Origin of the sequence: Weissella muntiaci, assembly GCF_008107635.1 — a bacterium.
GTDB classification, from domain to species: domain Bacteria; phylum Bacillota; class Bacilli; order Lactobacillales; family Lactobacillaceae; genus Weissella; species Weissella muntiaci.
In genome coordinates, this window is sequence record NZ_SDGZ01000010.1 from 24,174 (window position 1) to 45,093 (window position 20,920).

Annotated in this window: 18 protein-coding genes and 4 tRNA genes; 2 read left to right on the forward strand and 20 right to left on the reverse strand. The window is 41.1% G+C overall.

What is annotated here, in order from left to right:
• Nucleotides 1–128 precede the first annotated feature (128 nt).
• The 9 genes from ESZ50_RS03025 to ESZ50_RS03065 all read right to left on the reverse strand — a co-directional run bounded on the left by ESZ50_RS03025 (nt 129) and on the right by ESZ50_RS03065 (nt 10,043).
• The gene (locus ESZ50_RS03025) at nt 129–1,010 is read right to left on the reverse strand and encodes a YitT family protein (protein ID WP_148622126.1); all 882 of its coding nucleotides are present in this window, start codon (nt 1,008–1,010) and stop codon (nt 129–131) included.
• Between the two features lie 4 nt (nt 1,011–1,014).
• Nucleotides 1,015–2,820, reverse strand: coding sequence for an aspartate--tRNA ligase (gene aspS, locus ESZ50_RS03030; protein ID WP_148622127.1), 1,806 nt, complete (start codon nt 2,818–2,820; stop codon nt 1,015–1,017).
• A complete protein-coding gene (hisS, locus tag ESZ50_RS03035; RefSeq protein WP_148622128.1) occupies nt 2,817–4,136 on the reverse strand; it encodes a histidine--tRNA ligase in 1,320 nt (439 codons plus the stop codon). The genes aspS and hisS overlap by 4 nt, the downstream gene beginning before the upstream one ends.
• A gap of 280 nt (nt 4,137–4,416) precedes the next feature.
• Nucleotides 4,417–5,304: an N-acetylmuramoyl-L-alanine amidase family protein gene (locus tag ESZ50_RS03040; protein ID WP_187387532.1), complete on the reverse strand. Its 888-nt coding sequence runs from the start codon at nt 5,302–5,304 to the stop codon at nt 4,417–4,419.
• A 48-nt stretch (nt 5,305–5,352) separates the two neighbouring features.
• Entirely contained in the window at nt 5,353–6,537 is a 1,185-nt protein-coding gene (locus tag ESZ50_RS03045) for a hydroxymethylglutaryl-CoA synthase (protein ID WP_187387533.1), read from the reverse strand.
• Complete coding sequence (gene coaBC, locus ESZ50_RS03050; RefSeq protein ID WP_148622130.1) at nt 6,534–7,742, reverse strand: bifunctional phosphopantothenoylcysteine decarboxylase/phosphopantothenate--cysteine ligase CoaBC; 1,209 nt, start codon at nt 7,740–7,742, stop codon at nt 6,534–6,536. The genes ESZ50_RS03045 and coaBC overlap by 4 nt, the downstream gene beginning before the upstream one ends.
• Nucleotides 7,743–8,268: 526 nt before the next feature.
• The gene (locus ESZ50_RS03055; RefSeq protein ID WP_148622131.1) at nt 8,269–9,744 is read right to left on the reverse strand and encodes a helix-turn-helix domain-containing protein; all 1,476 of its coding nucleotides are present in this window, start codon (nt 9,742–9,744) and stop codon (nt 8,269–8,271) included.
• Between the two features lie 150 nt (nt 9,745–9,894).
• A tRNA-Gly gene (locus ESZ50_RS03060) sits at nt 9,895–9,966 on the reverse strand.
• Nucleotides 9,967–9,970: 4 nt separating this feature from the next.
• A tRNA-Asn gene (locus ESZ50_RS03065) sits at nt 9,971–10,043 on the reverse strand.
• 203 nt (nt 10,044–10,246) lie between these two features.
• Here ESZ50_RS03065 and ESZ50_RS11625 point away from each other — a divergent pair.
• Nucleotides 10,247–10,387 carry a hypothetical protein gene (locus ESZ50_RS11625; RefSeq protein ID WP_187387534.1) on the forward strand — a complete coding sequence of 47 codons (141 nt, stop codon included), beginning with the start codon at nt 10,247–10,249 and terminating at the stop codon, nt 10,385–10,387.
• Nucleotides 10,388–10,464: 77 nt separating this feature from the next.
• Here ESZ50_RS11625 and ESZ50_RS03070 read toward each other — a convergent pair whose 3' ends face one another.
• From ESZ50_RS03070 to ccpA, 5 genes are all read right to left on the reverse strand, one after another.
• Nucleotides 10,465–11,661: an Ig-like domain-containing protein gene (locus ESZ50_RS03070; protein ID WP_148622132.1), complete on the reverse strand. Its 1,197-nt coding sequence runs from the start codon at nt 11,659–11,661 to the stop codon at nt 10,465–10,467.
• Nucleotides 11,662–12,103: 442 nt separating this feature from the next.
• The gene (locus tag ESZ50_RS03075; protein WP_148622133.1) at nt 12,104–12,646 is read right to left on the reverse strand and encodes a hypothetical protein; all 543 of its coding nucleotides are present in this window, start codon (nt 12,644–12,646) and stop codon (nt 12,104–12,106) included.
• Between the two features lie 301 nt (nt 12,647–12,947).
• Nucleotides 12,948–13,036 (reverse strand) — tRNA-Ser (locus tag ESZ50_RS03080).
• Between the two features lie 122 nt (nt 13,037–13,158).
• Nucleotides 13,159–13,230: transfer RNA gene (locus ESZ50_RS03085), tRNA-Glu, on the reverse strand.
• 114 nt (nt 13,231–13,344) lie between these two features.
• Entirely contained in the window at nt 13,345–14,349 is a 1,005-nt protein-coding gene (gene ccpA / locus ESZ50_RS03090; RefSeq protein ID WP_148622134.1) for a catabolite control protein A, read from the reverse strand.
• A gap of 265 nt (nt 14,350–14,614) precedes the next feature.
• On the opposite strand from ccpA, the gene ESZ50_RS03095 reads away from it, so the two are divergent.
• The gene (locus tag ESZ50_RS03095) at nt 14,615–15,715 is read left to right on the forward strand and encodes a M24 family metallopeptidase (protein ID WP_148622135.1); all 1,101 of its coding nucleotides are present in this window, start codon (nt 14,615–14,617) and stop codon (nt 15,713–15,715) included.
• A gap of 42 nt (nt 15,716–15,757) precedes the next feature.
• Here ESZ50_RS03095 and ESZ50_RS03100 read toward each other — a convergent pair whose 3' ends face one another.
• From ESZ50_RS03100 to spxA, 6 genes are all read right to left on the reverse strand, one after another.
• Nucleotides 15,758–16,261, reverse strand: a complete 504-nt coding sequence (locus ESZ50_RS03100) for a hypothetical protein (RefSeq protein WP_148622136.1) — start codon at nt 16,259–16,261, stop codon at nt 15,758–15,760.
• 5 nt (nt 16,262–16,266) lie between these two features.
• On the reverse strand, nt 16,267–16,668 hold the full coding sequence (locus tag ESZ50_RS03105; RefSeq protein ID WP_148622137.1) for a DUF948 domain-containing protein: 402 nt from the start codon (nt 16,666–16,668) through the stop codon (nt 16,267–16,269).
• An 86-nt stretch (nt 16,669–16,754) separates the two neighbouring features.
• A complete protein-coding gene (gene pepF / locus ESZ50_RS03110; protein ID WP_148622138.1) occupies nt 16,755–18,566 on the reverse strand; it encodes an oligoendopeptidase F in 1,812 nt (603 codons plus the stop codon).
• Nucleotides 18,567–18,618: 52 nt separating this feature from the next.
• Complete coding sequence (locus tag ESZ50_RS03115; protein ID WP_187387535.1) at nt 18,619–19,488, reverse strand: competence protein CoiA family protein; 870 nt, start codon at nt 19,486–19,488, stop codon at nt 18,619–18,621.
• 118 nt (nt 19,489–19,606) lie between these two features.
• Nucleotides 19,607–20,350 carry an adaptor protein MecA gene (locus ESZ50_RS03120; protein ID WP_148622140.1) on the reverse strand — a complete coding sequence of 248 codons (744 nt, stop codon included), beginning with the start codon at nt 20,348–20,350 and terminating at the stop codon, nt 19,607–19,609.
• Nucleotides 20,351–20,436: 86 nt separating this feature from the next.
• Entirely contained in the window at nt 20,437–20,841 is a 405-nt protein-coding gene (gene spxA, locus ESZ50_RS03125) for a transcriptional regulator SpxA (RefSeq protein ID WP_148622141.1), read from the reverse strand.
• Nucleotides 20,842–20,920 lie beyond the last annotated feature (79 nt).

A 20,920-nucleotide genomic window follows, 5' to 3' on the forward strand; every position in this document is an offset into this window, starting at 1 on the left:
TTAGTTTTCAACTATATTCGTCGCACACTTTATCCTCTAACTATGTTACCAGAATGTCTAACTATGTCAACGTTTTTATTGAAACCCGTTTCAAACTCAGACATTTAATTAGGTAATTTGTTAATCGACTATAACTTAGGCTCGAAGAAGCGTCCAAAGGTTCGGTCAATTCGCCAAGCTGAGGCCCACGCTACTGGATCTGCAGCATGAATTGCATCTTGTAGGTCATATTGTTCATGTTCTGAAATAACGGTGAACAAAACTTCTTTATTATGATGATTAAACCCACCCTCAGCGTCGTGCACAATTGTAATTCCCCGACGCATTTTATTTTGCAGCGCATCAACGACTGCTTCACGATTCTCAGTTACAATCATTACCTGCAATTTTTGTTGGCGTGTATACACCAAGTCAATCACACGAGCATTTACGACTAAACCAATACCGGTGTACAACGCAAATTCAGGTCCAAATAATAGTCCTGATCCTAACAAAATGAAGAAATTAAAAGTTAAATTAGCGGCCCCCATCTTCATCCCAGTCCAACGTCGAACTAGAATGCCGATAATATCCAAACCACCGGTTGACAACCCATTACGCAAGGCTAAACCTGTTCCAAATCCATTCAGAGCGCCACCAAAGATGGCATCAACTAATGGATCTTGAACCCATGGAACTGCTGGTCCATGAAGAACTCGCATCGAAACAGATGCTAGAACGATCGCTACTCCCGAAAAGAAAGTAAAGCGGTGTCCAATTTTAAACCAAGAAATAATAAGGAGTGGGATATTTACGATCAAAAAGATTGCATAAACTGGGACAGTCAAACCAACCAGCCGGTCAAATAAAGTATTTAACAGCTGTGCCATTCCAGTGAATCCTGAAGAGTAAATATGCCCAGGTGTCCAGAAATAATTCAAGGCAACTGATGCCGCAACGGCATAAACCATCGCTGCACCAATCCGCGCTGAATACTCATGTTCACCAGAAAACCGATCAAAACGTTCCATTTTTTTATGCCTCTGCCATATTTGGCGCAGAATTCTCTGCATATACTGGCGCAGTTAAGCCAAGTTCGTCTACAACTTGAACTTGAGCCACAGGTAGTGGCGCCTCCGTCATGGGTTCAGTTGCCTTTGAATTCTTTGGGAAAGCAATCACTTCACGAATGTTATCGCGCCCAGCTAACAACATTGCTAAACGATCAAGACCAAGTGCAATTCCACCCATTGGAGGGAAGCCATAGGACATCCCTTCCAACAAGAATCCAAAGGCGTTGTGGGCGGCTTCCTTGGTGAAGCCAAGCGCCGCCAGCATCTTCTCCTGTACATCCATTCGATGAATACGAATTGAACCAGAACCCAATTCATAGCCGTTTAGGACCAAATCATATGATTGTGCATGTGCTTGATGAGCACCTTCAACTGTATCAAGCAGGGGTAGATCTTCTTCATTTGGCATCGTAAATGGATGATGAGCTGAAATCCAACGATCCTCTTCTGCTTGATAATCGAATAATGGCCAGTTAACCACCCAGGCAAACGCCCATTTACTCTCGTCGATTAAATCTAACTCTTTAGCGGTCATTCGACGTAATGCATCTAGCGTTGCCGCTACCACTTCTGCTTGATCAGCTGCAAATAGAATCAAATCCCCACTCGTAGCGCCTGTTGTACTTAGCAAGGCATCCGCCTTTGCCGTAAGGAACTTCGCAATTGGGCCAGTAATGCCTTCATCAGTTACTTTCAACCAAGCAAGACCTTTAGCTCCAAACCGTTCAATATATTGAGCAAGTTTATCAATATCCTTACGTGAATACTTATCCGCAGCACTTGGCACGACAATTGCTTTTACTTGTCCACCATTTTTAATTGCGTTAGCAAAAACGCCAAATTCGGCATCAGCCATTAAGTCAGATAGGTCTTGCAATTCCATGTCGAAGCGCATATCTGGCTTATCAGTTCCAAAACGTCGCATTGAGTCAGCGTAGTCCAATGTTGGGATCGTTGTTACATCCAAATCATAGCCAACAGTCTTACTCATGATGGCCTTAACCCAGTCATTGACCAATGCCATAATTTCGTCTTGCGTCATAAATGACATTTCAACGTCAAGCTGTGTAAATTCAGGCTGACGATCTCCACGTAAGTCTTCATCACGGAAGGCGCGAGCAACTTGATAATATCGATCAAAACCTGCTCCCATCAATAGTTGCTTGAACAACTGTGGTGATTGAGGTAGTGCGTAAAATGAACCTGGATAAATGCGCGAAGGCACGAGGTAATCACGTGCACCCTCAGGCGTTGACTTTGCCAAAATTGGGGTCTCAATATCGATGAAGCCATTGGCATCCAAAAATTCGTGCGTTGCGGCCGTGATCTTTGAACGTGTCAACAAATTTTGTTGCATTTCAGGACGTCGCAAATCAAGATAACGATACTTTAAACGCATTTCGTCAGACACATTATCCGCGTTATCAATTTCAAATGGTGGCGTCTGAGCCTCCGCCAAGATAATTGCCTCGGTCACTTGAATTTCAATTTTACCGGACTTCAGCTTATTATTTTCTTGACCAGCCACTCGTTCTTTAACAACACCTTGGATTTCAACAACATATTCAGCACGCATCTTCTCCGCTACGTGTAAGGCGTTTAATGAAAGCTCTTCGGAAAATGCTAACTGTACTAATCCTTCACGATCGCGCAAATCAACGAAGATCAATCCACCAAAATCGCGGCGCTTTTGTACCCAACCCTGCAATGTAACAGTTTGATCAAGGTATGTTTCATCAATCAATCCTGCATAATTCGTCCGTTTCATTTTTCTGCCTCATTTTCTGCCAATGCCGGAGCTTCCAATAAGTTTGGTAAATCAGTATATAATTCTGCCAATTTAACTGTAATTTGCTTACCGGTTGCCATATTCTTCAAATTGGCACTCTGCTCTGCCAATTCTTGCTCGCCAATTGTAATAATGTATTGTGCTTTTAAGCGGTCAGCGGACTTAAACTGTCCCTTCAACTTACGATCTTGATAATCACGTTCAGCCGAGTAACCAAAGCTTCGAACTGCCTGTACCATCTGTAAGGCAACAACTTCGGTTCCCGCACCTTGATTAGCAACATAAACATCCAATGGTGCCGTCTCTGGTAACGGTGCTTGTGTATTCTCCAACAGCAACATCAAGCGTTCTAGTCCAATTCCAAAACCAACCCCAGACATTTCTGGACCGCCAAATTCTTCCACGAGCCCGGCATAACGACCGCCACCAGCGATCGTCGACCAACCTTGGCCAAGTGCCTCGTTTTGTGTCATAACTTCAAAAATCGTGTGATTATAATAATCTAGTCCACGTACAACATTTGCATCAATCTCATACTCAACCCCAAGGGCATCCAAGAAGACTTGTAGCTGATCCCAACGTTGTTGTGCATCCTCTGATAGGTAATCAAGAATTGATGGCGCATCGGCGACAAACTGTTGATCTCGTGGATCCTTAGAGTCAAGAACCCGTAGTGGGTTGTTCTCTAAACGTACTTGTGAATCGGCAGATAACTCGTCATAATGTGGCTTCAAATAGTCAATCAACGCTTGTCGATAGTTCTCACGTGAACTCTGATCGCCCAAAGAATTTACAGTTACTTTTAGATTCGTGAGTCCCAGGGTTTGAAAGAAATCAACAACCATTGCGATTACTTCTGCATCCAAAGCTGGTGATTCGGAGCCAAACGCCTCAACGCCAATTTGATGGAATTGGCGCATCCGGCCTGCTTGTGGGCGCTCGTAACGGAACATCGGTCCAATATAGAACGCCTTGTAAGGCTTTTGATGCTCTGGGCCAAATAATTTACTTTCCACAAAAGCACGAACAACTCCAGCTGTTCCTTCAGGTCGTAAAGCAATATGCCGCTCGCCCTTGTCATAGAAATCATACATTTCCTTAGTTACAACATCGGATGTATCACCAGCTGAGCGTGAGAATACTTCAAAACTTTCGAACAATGGTGTTCGAATCTCCGAGTATTGATAATCTGAGAAAAGCAACCGTGCTGTCTCTTCAACATAGTGCCACTTTGCTGAATCACCAGGCAGTAAATCGGCTGTTCCCTTGGGCTTTTGAAATGTTTGTTTAGCCATAATTTTCCCTTTCAAAATAGTGGTAATACAATCAAAAAAGCGCCCTAAATGACAGATAAACTGTCATCAAGGGCGCTTTTCGCGCGGTACCACCTTGTTTTGGATCTTTCATGCCGTAACGAGGCGAACGCGCTTTGCAGCGACCTAAGAAGTGTCACCTCACTTACGCCATGATGGGCTTCCACCAATCCCCATTCGCTGTGCTGACGACCATAAGTTAGCTTCCTTATCGGTTCAAATATCTCTGTATATTATCGACTACTATATCCGCTTGGTCAAGTTACTTTGCATTTTTTTGCAAATCAGAAAAGTAATTATTCAGACCAATTGTAATCTGCTTAGCGATCGTCTCTTGGTAGCTACTCTTTTTGATATAACTAAAATCATGATCATCATTAATATAGCCATTTTCCAACAGAATCGCTGGAATCTTATTATCACGCAGGACAAGGTAATTAGCATATTCGACACCCCGATTTTCCAAAGGCATTTTGGGTGCCATTGCATCGTTGATATATTTAGCCAAAACGTCAGATCCATTATCCTTATGATAATAATATGCCGTAAAACCAGATGCCGTGTTGGCATCCGGCGAAGAATCGAAGTGAAAGGAAATCTCAGCGTTAGCATCAGCGTTCTCGCCAACCAATGGGATTTTACTAAGATAAACAATCTGATCATTTGTACGTGTCATCAACACCCGAGCGCCTGTCGCCTCTAGGCTACTTTGAACCTTTTTAGCGAGTTGCAATGTATAAACTTTTTCTTCCTTGCCGCCCGTCGACAATGCTCCAGAATCCGAACCACCATGGCCGGGGTCTAACACGATTGTGCTTTCCGAAAGCGGTGTAATATTAATCGGCTTAGTCCGATTAACAAGCCAGCTGGCAACCCAGCCTTTTGATTCATCTGAACGTCGAACTTCATACCAGCCATTCTGGCGTTGCAAGATCGTCAGATGCTCCCCCTCATTTAGCACACCTTCTGAAACGCCGGTTACCCCAGCTGTTTTATGAATTGGAATATTCGGAATCGCCACTGTCACTTGATCTTGATTCAACAAAAGCAAAATCAGAGTAAGGGCTACACCAAGCATTCCGATTGTTAAAATCAACGGAAGCCAAAAACGATGACCCCACTTAACCAGAATTGAACTGACTTTACGCATCACACTCTTGATCCTCCTTAAAAAGTCAGTGTTTATCATACCATATTCCTACTCTGCACCGTGATTTTGTTGGTTTATATATTGTCGTTGCTGATTAACCAGCCCAGCTAGAACGAATTTCGCTGGGTCATCTTTAAAATCAATCTCTCGATCAAGTGGACCATTTAGTGCCTGTCCGTAATTTTTCTCATACTGCTCAATCGTCATCTTACGACGCTCCGACAGTAATCGTTCAACTTGTTCATTAATCAAACCTTTTTTGAACTCTGCTTGTACAAGGCCTGAGTAGAACTCACCCTCAGCCCCTGAGCCATAGGAGAACAATCCAATTCGATAGCCTGCCTTCAGGGTTGCCGAGTTTACCAACAACGATAGCAAGCTGAGATACAGTGATCCAGTATATAAATTACCAATTCGCTTATTGAAAACCCTTGACGCTTCAAATTCAGCCAACAAGTGTTCTGCATGTTCTGCATTCGCTTCTGGCAAAATATCTTTCAAGGCTTTCAAACCTTGCTTTGTGTATGGTAAATGAAAAGCAAACGCTTGAAAGTCCGCAATCGTACGTCCAGTTTGTTCCCGGTAACGCTGCCATAATTCCTTAAAAAATTCTCGATAAACATCTTGGGAAAAATGACCATCAACTAATGCATCCGTCGCATATACAGGTCGCCAGAAATCCATTAAATCCTGACTCATAAATTGACTATCACGCTCTAAGGTCATAACCTTGGGGTTTTCAGTAACCAACATCGCCACTGCACCGCCACCTTGCGTCACCTCGCCGGCTGTTGCCAGTCCATATCGGGCGATATCGCTGGCAACAACCAGCACCTTCGCCCCTGGATTCAAAGCCACGTAATCACGCGCCTGCATTAAGCCGTATGTTCCAGCATAGCACGCTTGCTTGAGCTCAATCGTACGAGCATAACGATTAATACCTAGTAATGTTTGTAGATAAACCGCTCCTGACTTTGAATTATCAATCCCTGACTCAGTCGCAAACATGATCATGCTTATTTCTGAACGATCTGCTTCTGTCAGCAGTTGATCGGCTGCATTTGCTGCCATGGTAATCACATCTTGACTTGCTGGAATGACAGCCTGCTCGCTTTGTCCAATTCCAATCAAATATTTATTGGGATCAGTGTCGCGACGTTTTGCGAGTTCAGTTAAATCAATATATTGATTTGGTGAAAAGAAACTTAATTTATCAATTCCAACAGCAATCATTTATCTTCCTCCGCAATTTGATCGGCAACTTGGTTCAAGATCTCACGTGCCAATGCTAATTTGTCTTGTAGTGGTAAAACAATTGGCTCGGCATTCGGGCTGAGCACCGTTACTTGATTAGTATCATGACCAAAGCCAACATTAGGCTTTGAAACGTCATTGGCTAATAGCAAGTCAACATTTTTCTTAATTAATTTTTCATGAGCATGCTCAATCAAATCTTCCGTCTCAGCGGCAAAACCAATCAAATACTGATGCGTTTTTTGAGCTCCCAAATCTGCTAGAATATCCGGATTTTCAACCAAATCGAGTACCAAGTGCTCTTGATTGGGCTGCTTCTTCATTTTTTGGCTTGCTGGCTCTGCAAGCCGATAATCAGATACAGCTGCCGCCATAACTACAATATCAGTTACTTCAAAACGCTCTGTCAGCGCCGTCTGCATTTCCCTGGCTGAAGCAACTTGGATAACATTTACACCAGCTGGTACTGAACGAAGACTGGTCGTAATTAATGTCACTTGAGCCCCCGCCTCAGCAGCTGCCTGTGCAAATGCATAACCCATTTTCCCTGATGAACGATTTGAAATATAACGTACCGGATCAATTTCCTCGACTGTTCCGCCGGCTGAAATCATGACACGTTTACCCTTTAGTCGCCCATCCTGTTGGTATAAAGCTATTTCCGCCCGAGCTAGAATTTCCTCTGGCTCTGGCATACGCCCTTTACCAACATAACCTTCTGCTAGGGCACCTTCAGTCGGTTCAACAATAATCACACCATCTGCCTTCAAAGTTGCAAGATTACGCTGCACAGCCGGATTCTCGAACATGTTTACATTCATCGCTGGCGCAATAATCAGCGGTGTATGCCGAGCCACTATGACCGTCGAGGCGGCATCATCTGCCAATCCTTGTGCAATCTTAGCAATGATGTTTGCCGTGGCTGGCACAACAAAAATATAATCCGCCCAATCGGCCAAAGCAATATGCGGAATTACCTCCGAATTATTCGCAAACAAGTCTGTCAGTACTTCTTCATGCGTCAAACCAGCGAAGGTTTTCTCTGTCACAAATTCACGCGCTGAATTAGTTAAAACAACCCGGACCTGGCTACCAGACTTCATCAATAATCGTGCAAAGACGGCTGCTTTATAAGCCGCAATTCCGCCCGATACAATTAGAACAATCTTTTTGTTATTAAACATAGTGGCATCCTCCGCGTCATTGCCATTAATGGGCAAATCAACCGCATTTACTTTCTGTTATCCTTAAAAACATATCCTTGGCAAGAGCCGCACCGGAATGCAACTTCATAAAACAATCATATCCATCATAATTCTCACGAGAAAATTATCTCGTTTACTATTGTAACCCAAATTGCTAAATTGCTAAAAAGAAAAAAGGCTCCTTGACGTAAAAACGCCCAAGAACCTTTGACCTTTCCCTTAAAAGTTCACTTTTCAAACCCCCGTTTGCAAAGCCGACCTTTATCAGGAATCGTTGTCTTTGTTTATAACAAACTACAATCCTAAAGATCGCAGTTAGATTTCATTACAAATTTCCCCAAAACTCGTTAATCCTATCAACAAAGAGAACACTTAATAACATTTACATATCCGGATAGAAATGTTTAATCATCTACCTATTCAATGTACTAAACTCATTTAAACGCGTCCATGAGATTTTTTTAAATTATTTTCAAAAAAAGCGATCTTTTATTCTTAACAGTTGTCAAAGCTGATCCCGGGTAATTTCCACGACACGCTTTAAAAATTGTGAAAAAGCGTAATCACTTGGTAACTCATTCCATAGAAAGGCCGGTACTTCCTGATTCCAAGTTAAAATTTGGTCTGATACATAGATGTCTGTTTGATCAGATAAATAATCGCAAATATTGATATTAACCCCTTGAATATTTCCAATTCGCTGATACAGTAACTTGGCCATACCATGATTATCAGCAAAGTCGAAGACAACATTCACAACTGGCAGCAGCTCCGTTGGGATTAGATAAGTGAAATTCACTAAATAATCGTTAAATAAACCTGCTTCTGCCACCTTTAATGGAAGTCCGTGATCACTGATAATCCTTTGCATTGCGAATTCAGCAAATATACTTTGAACAGGCAATGAATCCACCTTGATTTGATGATTCTTCCGTGCTACAAACCGAGCATAAGGGAAAAATAGAACTGACAGGTGCGTTGCAAACAACATGTCATCTAATTCACCTGCTTGCGTTGTTGTGAGTGCAACTTTAAAGAATTCTTGATAACTCTGCTTTAAACTATCGTTCATTCCTTTTAACACTTGTTGTGTCTCTTCATCAAAGACCCGTGCGTGATTACCAGGAACTACTCCAGTCGCATAAATCGCCGCAGTTAAGAACCGTGCCTCAACTTTACGCATATTTTCATTTTCAATCAATTCAGCAACTACATCTAAAATAGCCTGATGAAAATCATCCTCATCAATCGGATTTTTATCATCAAAAACATAGGTAACATCTTCGGCCGTCGCAAAATTATTCTTCCGAATTCGCAAAAACCAAATTGAAATAGTCAATTTTAATTTCAAGATATTTGTTTGACGCATCCGACCACTAAGCTTCTGCGTAACCTTCCGAAAGATTTGATCAACCTGCTGGTCAAACCGATCACTGGTTGCCGAGATCATCAGCAAACCTTTTACTGATCGTACAATGCCAAAATAAAAAGAGCGAATGGTTGTTTCAGATCCAATAACTCGGTTGTCCTTCGAGATTCTCAAATTTAATTGCGCAAGATGTTCGTCTACAATCTGCTTGGCGGCCCGTACAACCGGAATCGAGGTCAAATGACGTTGCGCAAAATCCTCGAGGGATGCAATGCTTTCGTCCACTACTTCACCAAGATATTGCCAAACAATTGATGCATCCAAATACCTCCGTTGCAACATTTGTCGATCTAAACGTACATCGTGATCAACAACCACCGCCTTTAGCTCATCATCATAATTAAACGCATGCTTTGCTGTTGGTTCGAGTTGTTTTATATCGTTACTTAATAACTCATATGTAGATAACACTCGATAACGTGACCAGTCCAGGTCTTTCATAATTGTCTTAACCGGGACAATTATTTCTGGACGGCTATAAAAATAATCGTTTAGCTGTAACTTTTCATAGTCTTTACGTTCCAAAACCCAAGAAAAAAGTTCCTCCATCATCTACTCTCCCCTCGAAAAATATCAATATATTTATCCGGCAAATACCTTAACTCTCGTATAATATAATAACATATCCTCTAGGCAATTAGCTTTAGATTGAAATTTGGGCATAAAAAAACAACGCACTTTCGTAACGTTGTCTGCAATTTAAGCGGACGACGGGAATCGAACCCGCATTCCCAGCTTGGAAGGCTGGAGCACTAGCCATTGTACTACATCCGCATAACTCCGAATGCCGGGCTCGAACCGGCGACAACCTGATTAACAGTCAGGTGCTCTACCAACTGAGCTAATTCGGAATAACAAGTTGTATTCTACAGGACTTGGATTAAGTATGCAAGACCTAAATGACCTTACAAACTATAAGTCGGCTGTATAATTACAATTAATCAATGTTATTATAGTAAAAGGTAGTTTCAAGCATTCCAAAACACTCGTATAAGTATTAGACCTACCACGATAAGCAGTTTATCATATCAATTATTGATACAGGAGTTATCTGATGACCAAAGAGATTAAAACCGAAGCAGAAATGCATCAAGAAAACGTAAAAGAAGATCACACAATTCGCAATCTGGCTATTATTTCCATTGCAATCGTCTTGCTCGGTGGTATTGGCACCGCATTGGCCGTTTTGCTCTAGTCGCATACAATCTAAAAAGGTCTAATAAGTTAGCCTCAACACTAACTTATCAGACCTTTTTTAATTCAATTATTTATCTAATGCTTATTCTTATAGATAAAAGCTGCCGAGACAAGTATTATCATACCTGCGAGCCCCAACAACGGCTCCTTCAAGTTACCTAAACTAGGGAGGACACTATTAGTGTCATTATTACCTTGCTTACTTGAAGACTGGCTACTTGAGCCATTCGAGCTACTTTTTGATGAAGCACTACTGTTGTTTGATGAAGAGCTACTTGAAGAGCTGCTAGATGAACTACTCGAGCCATCTGCACCACCTGAATTAACCGCAACTGGGACCTTACCGGATGCAGTTCCAGAATCCGAGCCGTCACCATTTGGATAATTCCAAGTCATTGAGGCCTCGTTTTTAAAGATGGTTGAATCATCGTCAAATAGGCTTTGATCCGGTACATCCGTATAGAAATCGACGATATACATTTCATTAGTTGCACCAGGAACGTTAATCTTGAAACCGTTACTTCCGTCAGCAACCAAATCATAGTCGGTACCCGCCGTCAACTGCTTGACCCGCTTATAAGAACTCATTGCATCATTTGTCCACATACCAGTTGATACAGTCACCGAACTCATATCCAACTCCAGACGATCATCAATCATGCTATCCTTGATAACCAAATCTTCGATGTCCCATTCGTTACGGTTAGCGATAATCGTCCAACGAATCCGCTTATTCCCATTTTCGTCCGTTTCAATGCTTCCCTTTTTACTTACGTCACGATCAGAAGATCCAACATTGATTGTGATGTCCTTATTTCCGTCTTGTGTTGGAAAAGAGATTGTATTCTCTCCGTCAGTAACCTCATCTGGATTCAGTTTCAAAACTAAGTTCAAATATCCATCTAGATTTGTCTTGCCCTCAACAGAATCATTAAAAACAACTATCAACTGGTTATTTTCACCGAAGGTTGCTGTTCCAATCTCATTTCCGTCATTATCCAACACCGAGAACTTATCTCCCGGTGTTGTTTTGAACTCTTTGGGAATATCAATTACCAACTGATCTCCGGCAGAGACTGATTCCGAGCCCATATTAAAAGAATATGTAAGCTTAACACCATGACTGTAAGTGAAATCACTCCCATTAGTGATATTAACATCTGTAACATGACTATTATCAAAAGTGCGTGCATTAATTTGCCCGCCACTAAAAACAAACATTGATAAAATCAATGAAAAGATAAAGCCAATTGCAACCATCTTTTTTTGCATATTTACACCCCAATATAAATTAAATAATTCACAACGTTAAATCTGATATTAAAGCACTTTGATTACATTTTCAAGCCAAAGTCACTATATTCAACGATATTATTTTAGATTACCAGTATAATGGCTGGTATTTATCAGCTAATTCTATGAAAAATTTTTATTTTGAAGAAAATATACTACACCCAAAATGCCAGTAGCTTACGGACATCAGGTTTGGAAAATACTTTTTATTGATAATTAAATCAAATTTTATTTTCTCAGTTTCAAATATAATAAACACCTTTCTCACAATCGAGAAACTAATCGCCTTCTCTAAGAGCATATGGCGCTAATTTCTTTGCTTGGGTGGCTTCTGTTTTACCCTTTTTAATACACACAAAAGACCGTTTGAAAATTATTTCAAACGGTCTTTTGATTTTTCAGTTACTTTCAAACTTCAAGTTTAATTACTAGCTGAATTAGCTGCGTCGCTGGCATACTTCTCAGTATTTTGTGCGTCCTTCAATGCCTTTTGTAACTCTTCATTATTTGAATTAGCCGCTGCTAGTTGCGTTGTTAAGCTATCAATTTCTTTTTGCTTAGCATCAACTTCCGCCTGCTTCTCTGCAACCTTTTGGTTACCCTCAGTAATCTTTTGGTTTATTTCAGCAATCTTGCTTTGAATCTCGGCCTGCCTAGTAGTATTAGCTTGGCTCACCGCCGTGTTGAGCTCATTTTGCTTAGCCGTCAACTGACTTTGCAAACTTGTGATTTGAGCGTTCAAGCTGGTGACACTACTCTTCGAGCTGCTCAATTCTTGGTTTGCCTGATTATATTTATTTGATAAGTCTTTATTTTTCCCAACAAGTACGTCAATTGATGAACGGACATTCGACAGCGCCCCTGAACCGATCCAGTTATTATCTGCCATTGTGCTTCCGCCCACGAAAGCTGCCACAACTGTTACAAGACCAGCAACACCAATTTTTACATTCTTTGAAATCATTTATAGTCCCCCGTATTTCATTCAACTTTATGATAATACAACCCTTACTTTTCTTTAGCAAGTATTTGAACTCTTGTAAAAAAGACCGATATTTTGCTGATTGAACTAATAAATTGCATAAGGAAGCAATTTCAAGATTTTAATATTGATAGTTGCTTCGATTCTATATTTAAGTACTAGTGTACCCAAATCCTTACATTCATATCAATTTACATCCCTGCTTGCTGATTGAAGTACATTGCTTGATTAAATGAAAAAGGCCTTTAAGCAGAAACTTAAAGACCTTTTACACTAATATATAAGGAGCCAACGGGATTTGAACCCGTGCACCGACTCAACATCGGCTCGGCGGATTTCGAGTCCGCTGCATTACCACTCTGCCATAGCTCCAAATGGTACTAAGTTAGTATAGCGAAAAATTGCGTTTGCTTCAATACCTTTGTCGTATAAAAGCAAAGAAAAAGGATTCAAAATCGAGATAATCTCAATCCTGAATCCTTTAAATATCTGTATAGCCCATAAGAGAATCGAACTCTTGTTGCAGGAATGAAAATCCTGTGTCCTAACCACTAGACGAATGGGCCAAGAGCTTAACACGTTGTCTTTGCTCTTAACAACAGATATTAATATACCAGCTATTTTTTATTTAGGCAAGCTTTTTTTCAAAAAAGTTTTCCCGTCTGAAATTGATCCTTAAGTTACCCTTTTGTTGAATCACGTTCCACGTAACCGTGTGGCAAAATCACACTCTTAACAGCTAGCTCTTCACGTTCCATCATCTTGGTCAACATTCGCATTGCAACCGCTCCAAGATCATACATTGGTTGTGTGATTGAAGAAAGTTGTGGTCGTGTGATTGTTGCAAGTTTTGAGTCATTATTTGTAATAATTTCAAACTCTTCTGGCACACGAACTCCGGCATCAGTCAATCCATTCAACACCCCAGCCGCCATTTCATCGCTAACAACAATTGCCGCCGTTGCAGAAGTATTGCGAACTTGATCTGCAAGCTTGTATCCACTTTGGTAATCATAACCAGTTGAGAGCACCAAGGCTGGGTCATAATCATAACCAGCAACAGTCAATGCATTCTTATAACCCATCAACTTATACTCACTATTGATTTCATCCGTCAGTGGCCCAGAAATAAAGCTAATATTCTTATGACCGGCTTTGATTAGACGAGCTGTCGCCTCATCAATTGCGGAAACATAATCGATATTTACTGATGGCTGTACACCTGTCCGATCAACTGTCCCAGCTAAGACAAATGGTACATCTGCACGAACCATTTCTTCACGAACTGCATCACTAATCATGTTACCCATGAAAATGACTCCGTCGACTTGCTTACTAAGTAAGTTATCAATTACTTGGGCCTCTTTAGTCCCCGCCTCATCAGAGTTTGCCAAGATAATATGATAGTGGTACATTTGCGCAACATCATCAATTCCACGTGCCAATTCCGCAAAATAGTCATCTGTAACGTCAGGAATTACAACCCCAATTGTCGTTGTCCGACGTGATGCTAGTCCACGAGCGACCGCGTTGGGACGGTACCCCAGACGCTTAATTACCTCTTCTACCTTTTCTTTTGTTTCTTGTTTTACATTAGCGTTCCCATTTACAACTCGCGAAACCGTTGCCATCGAAACCTTTGCTTCACGGGCAACATCGTAAATCGTTACTGTTTGTTTGTCCATTATTATTCCCCTTTTTTTGATATTTTTCTTATAAATCAAATATCTAAATCATAATAGTATTATAAGCGCTTTCAGAAACAACTGCAACCGCTTACAATTCTTTAACCGCATGTTTTCATTAATTTTCAAAAACTAGACTATCATATCACAAATTTCAAACTATGTGAGCGTTTTTTTCTAAACTAGCGTACAATTATCTATTAACATGAAGTCGGCCAAATGGACTTCTCTTATCATATAACTATTTTCAATGGAGGTTACTTTTATGACGACACAAATCGCACAAATTTCTGACTGGTTGAATGAACATCAACTTGATGTGGGTTACTTCTCAGACTACCACTCAATCGCGTACTTGACTGGCTTTGAATCTGATCCAATTGAACGTACCTTAGCTTTGTTTGTCTTCCCGAATGCCGAACCATTCATCTTTGCCCCAGCACTTGAAGTCGAAGCAGTCAAACAATCTGGCTGGTCACACCCCGTTTTCGGTTATCGTGATGGCGAGGATGCTTATGGCTTGATTGCTCAGCATCTTCAAAGCAGTACAAATTCCTTAAAGAATTGGGCAGTTGAGCAAGGACAACTAACACTTGCTCGCGCTAATGAAGTCAAACGAACAGTTTCAAATGCCGAGTTCGTTGCTGATCTAACTCCATTGATGACTCAACTCCGTCTCATCAAAACACCTGATGAAATTGCCAAAATGCATCAAGCTGGTCGCGATGTTGATCAAGCATTCGAATTTGGCTTTGCTGCCTTGGCAGAGAATACTACTGAATTAGCCGTCGCCGCCAAACTTGAATATGAGCTTAAGAAGCAAGGCGTTGTCGGCATGAGCTTTGAATCATTGGTTCAATTTGGTAAGCATGCTGCCGAGCCTCATGGTGCAACTGGTGATAGCACTTTACATGCGGGTGATCTAGCGCTCTTTGATTTAGGAACACTCTTCGAAGGTTATGTTTCTGATGCAACTCGTACAGTTGCCTTTAAACAAGTTTCAGATCATCAACGCGATATTTACAATATTGTGCTTGAAGCCCAGCTAGCTGCTCAAGATGCGGTTAAACCTGGAATGACTGCTGGCGAGCTTGATTCAATTGCCCGCGATGTGATCACAAAAGCCGGTTACGGTGAATACTTTGTGCACCGTCTCGGTCATGGAATTGGTTCATCTGTTCATGAGAGTATCCAAATTGCCGGCGGTAACGATTTAATCCTTGAATCTGGTATGGCATTCTCAATCGAACCTGGAATTTATATTCCAGGCGACTTAGGAATTCGTATCGAAGACTCAATTGTGTTAACAGACACTGGTGCAGACTCGTTTACACATCTTTCAAAAGACTTACGTATTATTGATTAATATAAAAGACCTCTTAAAAATTATTTTAAGAGGTCTTTTTATTTACTTTTCAGTTACTTGTGAGGCAGCCTCAACTGGTTCTGTAATATTGATTAGCTCATCATCATTACCATAAATGTCATCTAAAGCATCTGACAACGATTGTTCATCGTTACTATCCATAACAATGTTAATGTCTGCTTCAGCCAAATCTGGTGCCATCTTTTCACGGGCCTGATCTTTCAAACCATCATAACCTTGCTTGATTTTATCCTTCTTTGCCTGAATTGTCGCCATCAGTGCATCCAACTTCTCTAAAGCTTGGTCACGAGTATCACCATAACCCTGCCCTTCAATGAATTCATCTGCTTTATCTAATAAATCGCTGACTTTTTCACCAGCCATTTGCACATGCGGTTCGGCCCAGTCGCGGGTGTCATTTACGACATTATCAACTTTATTCTTTAATTCATTTTGTTGTTCTGGTGTTAAAGCCTTATAAGCTAGATAACCAGCTGTAGCAGTGGCGGCACCTAATGCCAATCCGGTAAATAATCCCTTACCCATAATCCTTACCTGCTTTCTTTACTTGCTTTGTCTGTTTTCTTTTTTGCTTTACGCATCCCATTGACCGCCGCGAACACAGCCGCCGCGCCTGTCGTACCACGATGCGATGATTTTGAGCGAAGTTTCGTCGTCACGTTTTGAACGGCATCATTCAAATCCGACACAGATGTTCCAACATCAGCGATTGCTTGAAAGGCTGGATCAATCGTTGCGACCTTGCCATTAACATCATTTAGTAAAGTGTTTGCGTTTGCCATAATATCATTTGCCTCGCGTGCAATAATGTCCACATCACGAGTAACAACTCCTAAGCTTTGCGTTAAGCGCATCATAAAGATTCCCAAGAATATCACAAATAGCATTACAGCACTCGCAAGAATAATCAATGCAATTCCTCCAGCTGTCATATCACCCTCCATATCATCTAATGATTTAATTTTAACCGCTTTCATCAATGGTTTCAATAAAAGCGTTTTCTATTCTAACTCTAAATTTAATTCGCCAATTCAGCAACTAGCGCTTCAAACTGATCTAAACGCTGTTCAAATAGTTTAAATGTCGCCTGCAAATAGTCTGGTTTTGTCATATCAAGCCCTGCCGCCTTCATAACATCAATTGGGTAAGCTGATGAACCAGCCTTTAAGTATGCCTTGTAATCATCAACGTCTTTGGCCTGACCATTTAGGATCTTATCACTCATCGCAACCGCGGCCGCGAAGCCAGTACTATACTGATAAACATAGAAGTCGTAATAGAAGTGTGGAATCCGTTCCCATTCGTGCGCAATTTCTTCATCAAAAGTTAGTTCCGGTCCATAGTAACGTTGATTAAGTTCTGCGTATGCTTCATTAAGAACTTCTGCTGTTAAAGGTATCCCCGCAGCATCCTGGATATGCATCCACTGTTCAAATTCTGCAAATTGGGTTTGTCTGAAGACAGTTCCCTTAACTTCATCCAAGAATTGATTTAAGATATACGCTCGGATCTTCTTATCTTCGACAGTACCCAATAAGTAATTTGTGAGTAGGTTTTCATTTGTAGTTGATGCGATTTCAGCCAAGAAGATCGGATAATCCCCGTAATGATAAGGCTGATTATGGCGTGTGAAATATGAATGTACAGAATGACCCATCTCGTGAACCAACGTGCCTAAATTATTGAGGTTATCAATCCAATTCAATAGAATAAACGGATTTGTATCATAAGAGCCACCTGAATAAGCGCCAGATCGCTTCCCTTGATTTTCAACTACATCTATCCAACGATGATCAAATGCTTCCTGAACGACTGCGAGATAATCTTCTCCTAAAGGAGCCAATGCCTTCAATGCTTCAGCCTTAGCACCTTCAAAATCAATTTGATAATCCGGTTCGCCTAAAATTGGCGTATACAAATCGTAAGAGTGCAATTCTTCTACACCAAGCAATTGCTTGCGCAAAGCAATATAACGATGCAACAAAGGTAACGCCTTATTAACCTCATTTACCAAATTATCATATACAACCTCCGGCACGTGATTCCGTGCCAGAGCGGCCTCGCGTGCAGAATCGAAATTATGAACTTGTGCAGTAAAGTTTTGTGCCTTAACATTTCCAACCATTAATGAAGCAAAGGTGTTTTCCAATTCGATGTATGATTCGTAGAATGTTTTAAAGGTTGTCTCTCGAACTACTCCATTCGTTGATTCAAGTAGGCGGCTGTACACACCATTAGATAATTGAACTACATCACCGTTATCATCAGTCACAGTTCCAAACTTAATATCGGCGTTATCCAAAATACCGAAAGTTCTTTGTGACGCACCAAAAATGTCGCCCGCGGATGCCAACAATCGTTCCTCATCTGCTGAAAGTAAATGCCCCCGTTGAGTCAAAATTGCATCAAAATAGTGTTGATAGTCTTTCAGCTCTGGGGTATCTTCAAAAAAGTCCTCCAATGTCTTCTCTGACAGTGATAACACTAATGGATCAAAAAACGCAATCGCAGCAGAGACCTTTGCCGCCAATGCCCCGGCCTTTGCATCTAACCCTTGATAAAAATTATTATTAGTATCTTGATCACTTTTCATTGATGCATATACATATAGCTTTTCCAAGTCGCGCATCAGACCCAAACCATATTTAAGTGCCATCAACAAACCATTACCAGATGTTGCTGCATTATTAGCAATCAACTCAGCGCCTGCCAGCCGGTCATCTAAATCATCAAAGGCCGTCTCCCAGGCAGAATCATCTGCGAAAATTGTTGTCAAATCCCAAGTCATACTTTCTGTTAGATCTGCTCTAGTTGGTAAATTCTTTGCCATGCTATCTCCACCACTTTCACTATTTCTTTGTATAGTATTATAAGCTAATTTCCTAGTGAAAGCGATCCAACCAACCGGTAAGCGCCTGAATTTTACTAAGGGTATCTGGGAACCACCTTGGGCTACTCTTTAAATAATAAATACCACCACTACACTCGACAATCCCATATAGCAACCAAACCTTTAACACATGACTGACATAACACTGCTGATTGACTTCCCTTGATAATAGGGCGTAGTCATCCCAATTATTTAATCTTAATTCACTAGTAATCTCCGTTATCGTCATTGAGCTTTTCTCTAACTGCAATAGAATATCTAAATTCATTAACCATGATGGACTCCGTAGATTTTTCGAAGTCAGCCTAGGTACGTGACACTCCCATGGTATGCCACTCAATACTCTTCTCTGTTGGTATAGCTCCGATATGATTGCTCGCCATTGTCGGTGTCCTCGGCTAACCTCCCGTTGCAGGAGATCAGCCTCTTTTCGTAAGCTGTCGAACTGAAAAACGTCACACCACTCCCAAGTTCTGAAAATCAACCGCCCGCCCCGTAATTCAAAAAGACCTAACGTTTCTCGATATCGCTGACTAAACTTATTCCAAATACAATAACTTCGTTCTTTTGCTCGTAAACGACGCCCAGGAACCCAACACACCCGTAAACCCAAACGCTTGTAACCAGATGTCCGCTGCCTAATTACCAACTGGGATATATCTGAACATTGATATTCAATAGCAATCTTTAACGCTCCTTTCGTGATCAATAAATCTGGACGTTGCTTAATTTCTGCTAACCATTGTTCAAATCGCACATCGAAATCATGTGTTCTAAAATAATCTGCCAATTCTGATTTGCCCGCTAAGTGCTCAGCTGATTCAGAAAATTTATGACAATCCTCACGCTTTGCCCACTTCAATAAGATTCCCTCATTTATATCATGCGTTTAACTTTAAAACCACTTTAACTAAATAGGACCCATGTTGTTTCAGATATGTATAAAAAAACTCGAACGTAGTTTAACGTCCGAGTTCTCTTTATTTAAAATATTGATTAACTGAAGCCAACGCATGTTCAGCAAAGATCACTTTACCGTGCTCTGTTAATACCTCTGGCGAAATCGGAGTGACCTCACCATATTCTCGTGCTACTGCCATAATATCCTGGATATCCGTTTGACGGGTTGCCGTACTAAACAAAAATTCGAGATAATATCGCGCATCCAGCTCATACAAAGTTGTACGTGCGGGGATACTCATTGTTGTCTTAGCAAAACCAATTAGATGTTCAAAATCCTCGAACTTCATCATAATATGTGCTGTTGTTTGGGCAACTGTCTTATTCTTAACATCATCCAACAATTCATCGACTGCTTCATTCTCTTCCACGGCCATTGTTTGCTTGACGTCTGGATGGGGTGCTTCTTGACCGTCACGATCAAGCAATTGCTCCAATAAGGCATCTGACACTTCGTCACTAGCGTCGGAAGCATCACGCTGTCCAAGCATCGAGTCCATTACACCATTAACCATATCTCGATCGTTCAAATTCTTCGATATGAAAACCTCTAAGCCATTACGGTTAGGAAGGACTTGAAAGGTCACAGCCTCATTATTCTCAAAGTCGTGATCTACATCCACTTCTTCTAAAATACTGTAAAAGAAATGTTCGATCTCCTCTTGGTTGCCCAGAAGGTCGATCACTGACATACTACGCTCGGCCAAGTCTTCATTTGTAACAACCACCCGAATCGTGTCTTCATTAATACGTTCCATTTCCATGATGGGCACACCCCTTTCAGCTTAATTCAGTAAATACTTATTAGTAAGTATAACAAATTTTTAGTAAGTTGGCGTGTTTATATCCCTTAGGCATGCATATCAGCTAAATTGATGAAATCGTTTAGTGCTTCCTGACGAACTGTCCGTGGTAAGAAACAGCGAATTTCGTCCTCATTGTAACCAACTTGTAAACGTCGATCGTCAACCATCAGTGGTCGCTTCAATAATGTCGGCTCCTTCATTAATAGATCAATTAGCTCACTTAGCTTTAATTCATCTAAATTTATATTCAACTTTTGGAATTGATTTGAACGTGTCGAAATTATTTCTTCGGTCCCATCCTCGGTCAACCGCAAAATCATCTTTAACTCATCACGAGTAAGCGGCTCCTTAAAAATATTACGTTCAATCATTGGGATTTGGTTGGCTTTTAGCCAGGCCAAGGCCTTTCTACATGAAGTACAACTTGGCGATGTGAAAATAGTGACCATCCGAATACTCCTTCCATTGGTTTTCATTTGCGATTTATAATACTTTTATTATCATGGCAAGTTATGAAGAACCTTTGTC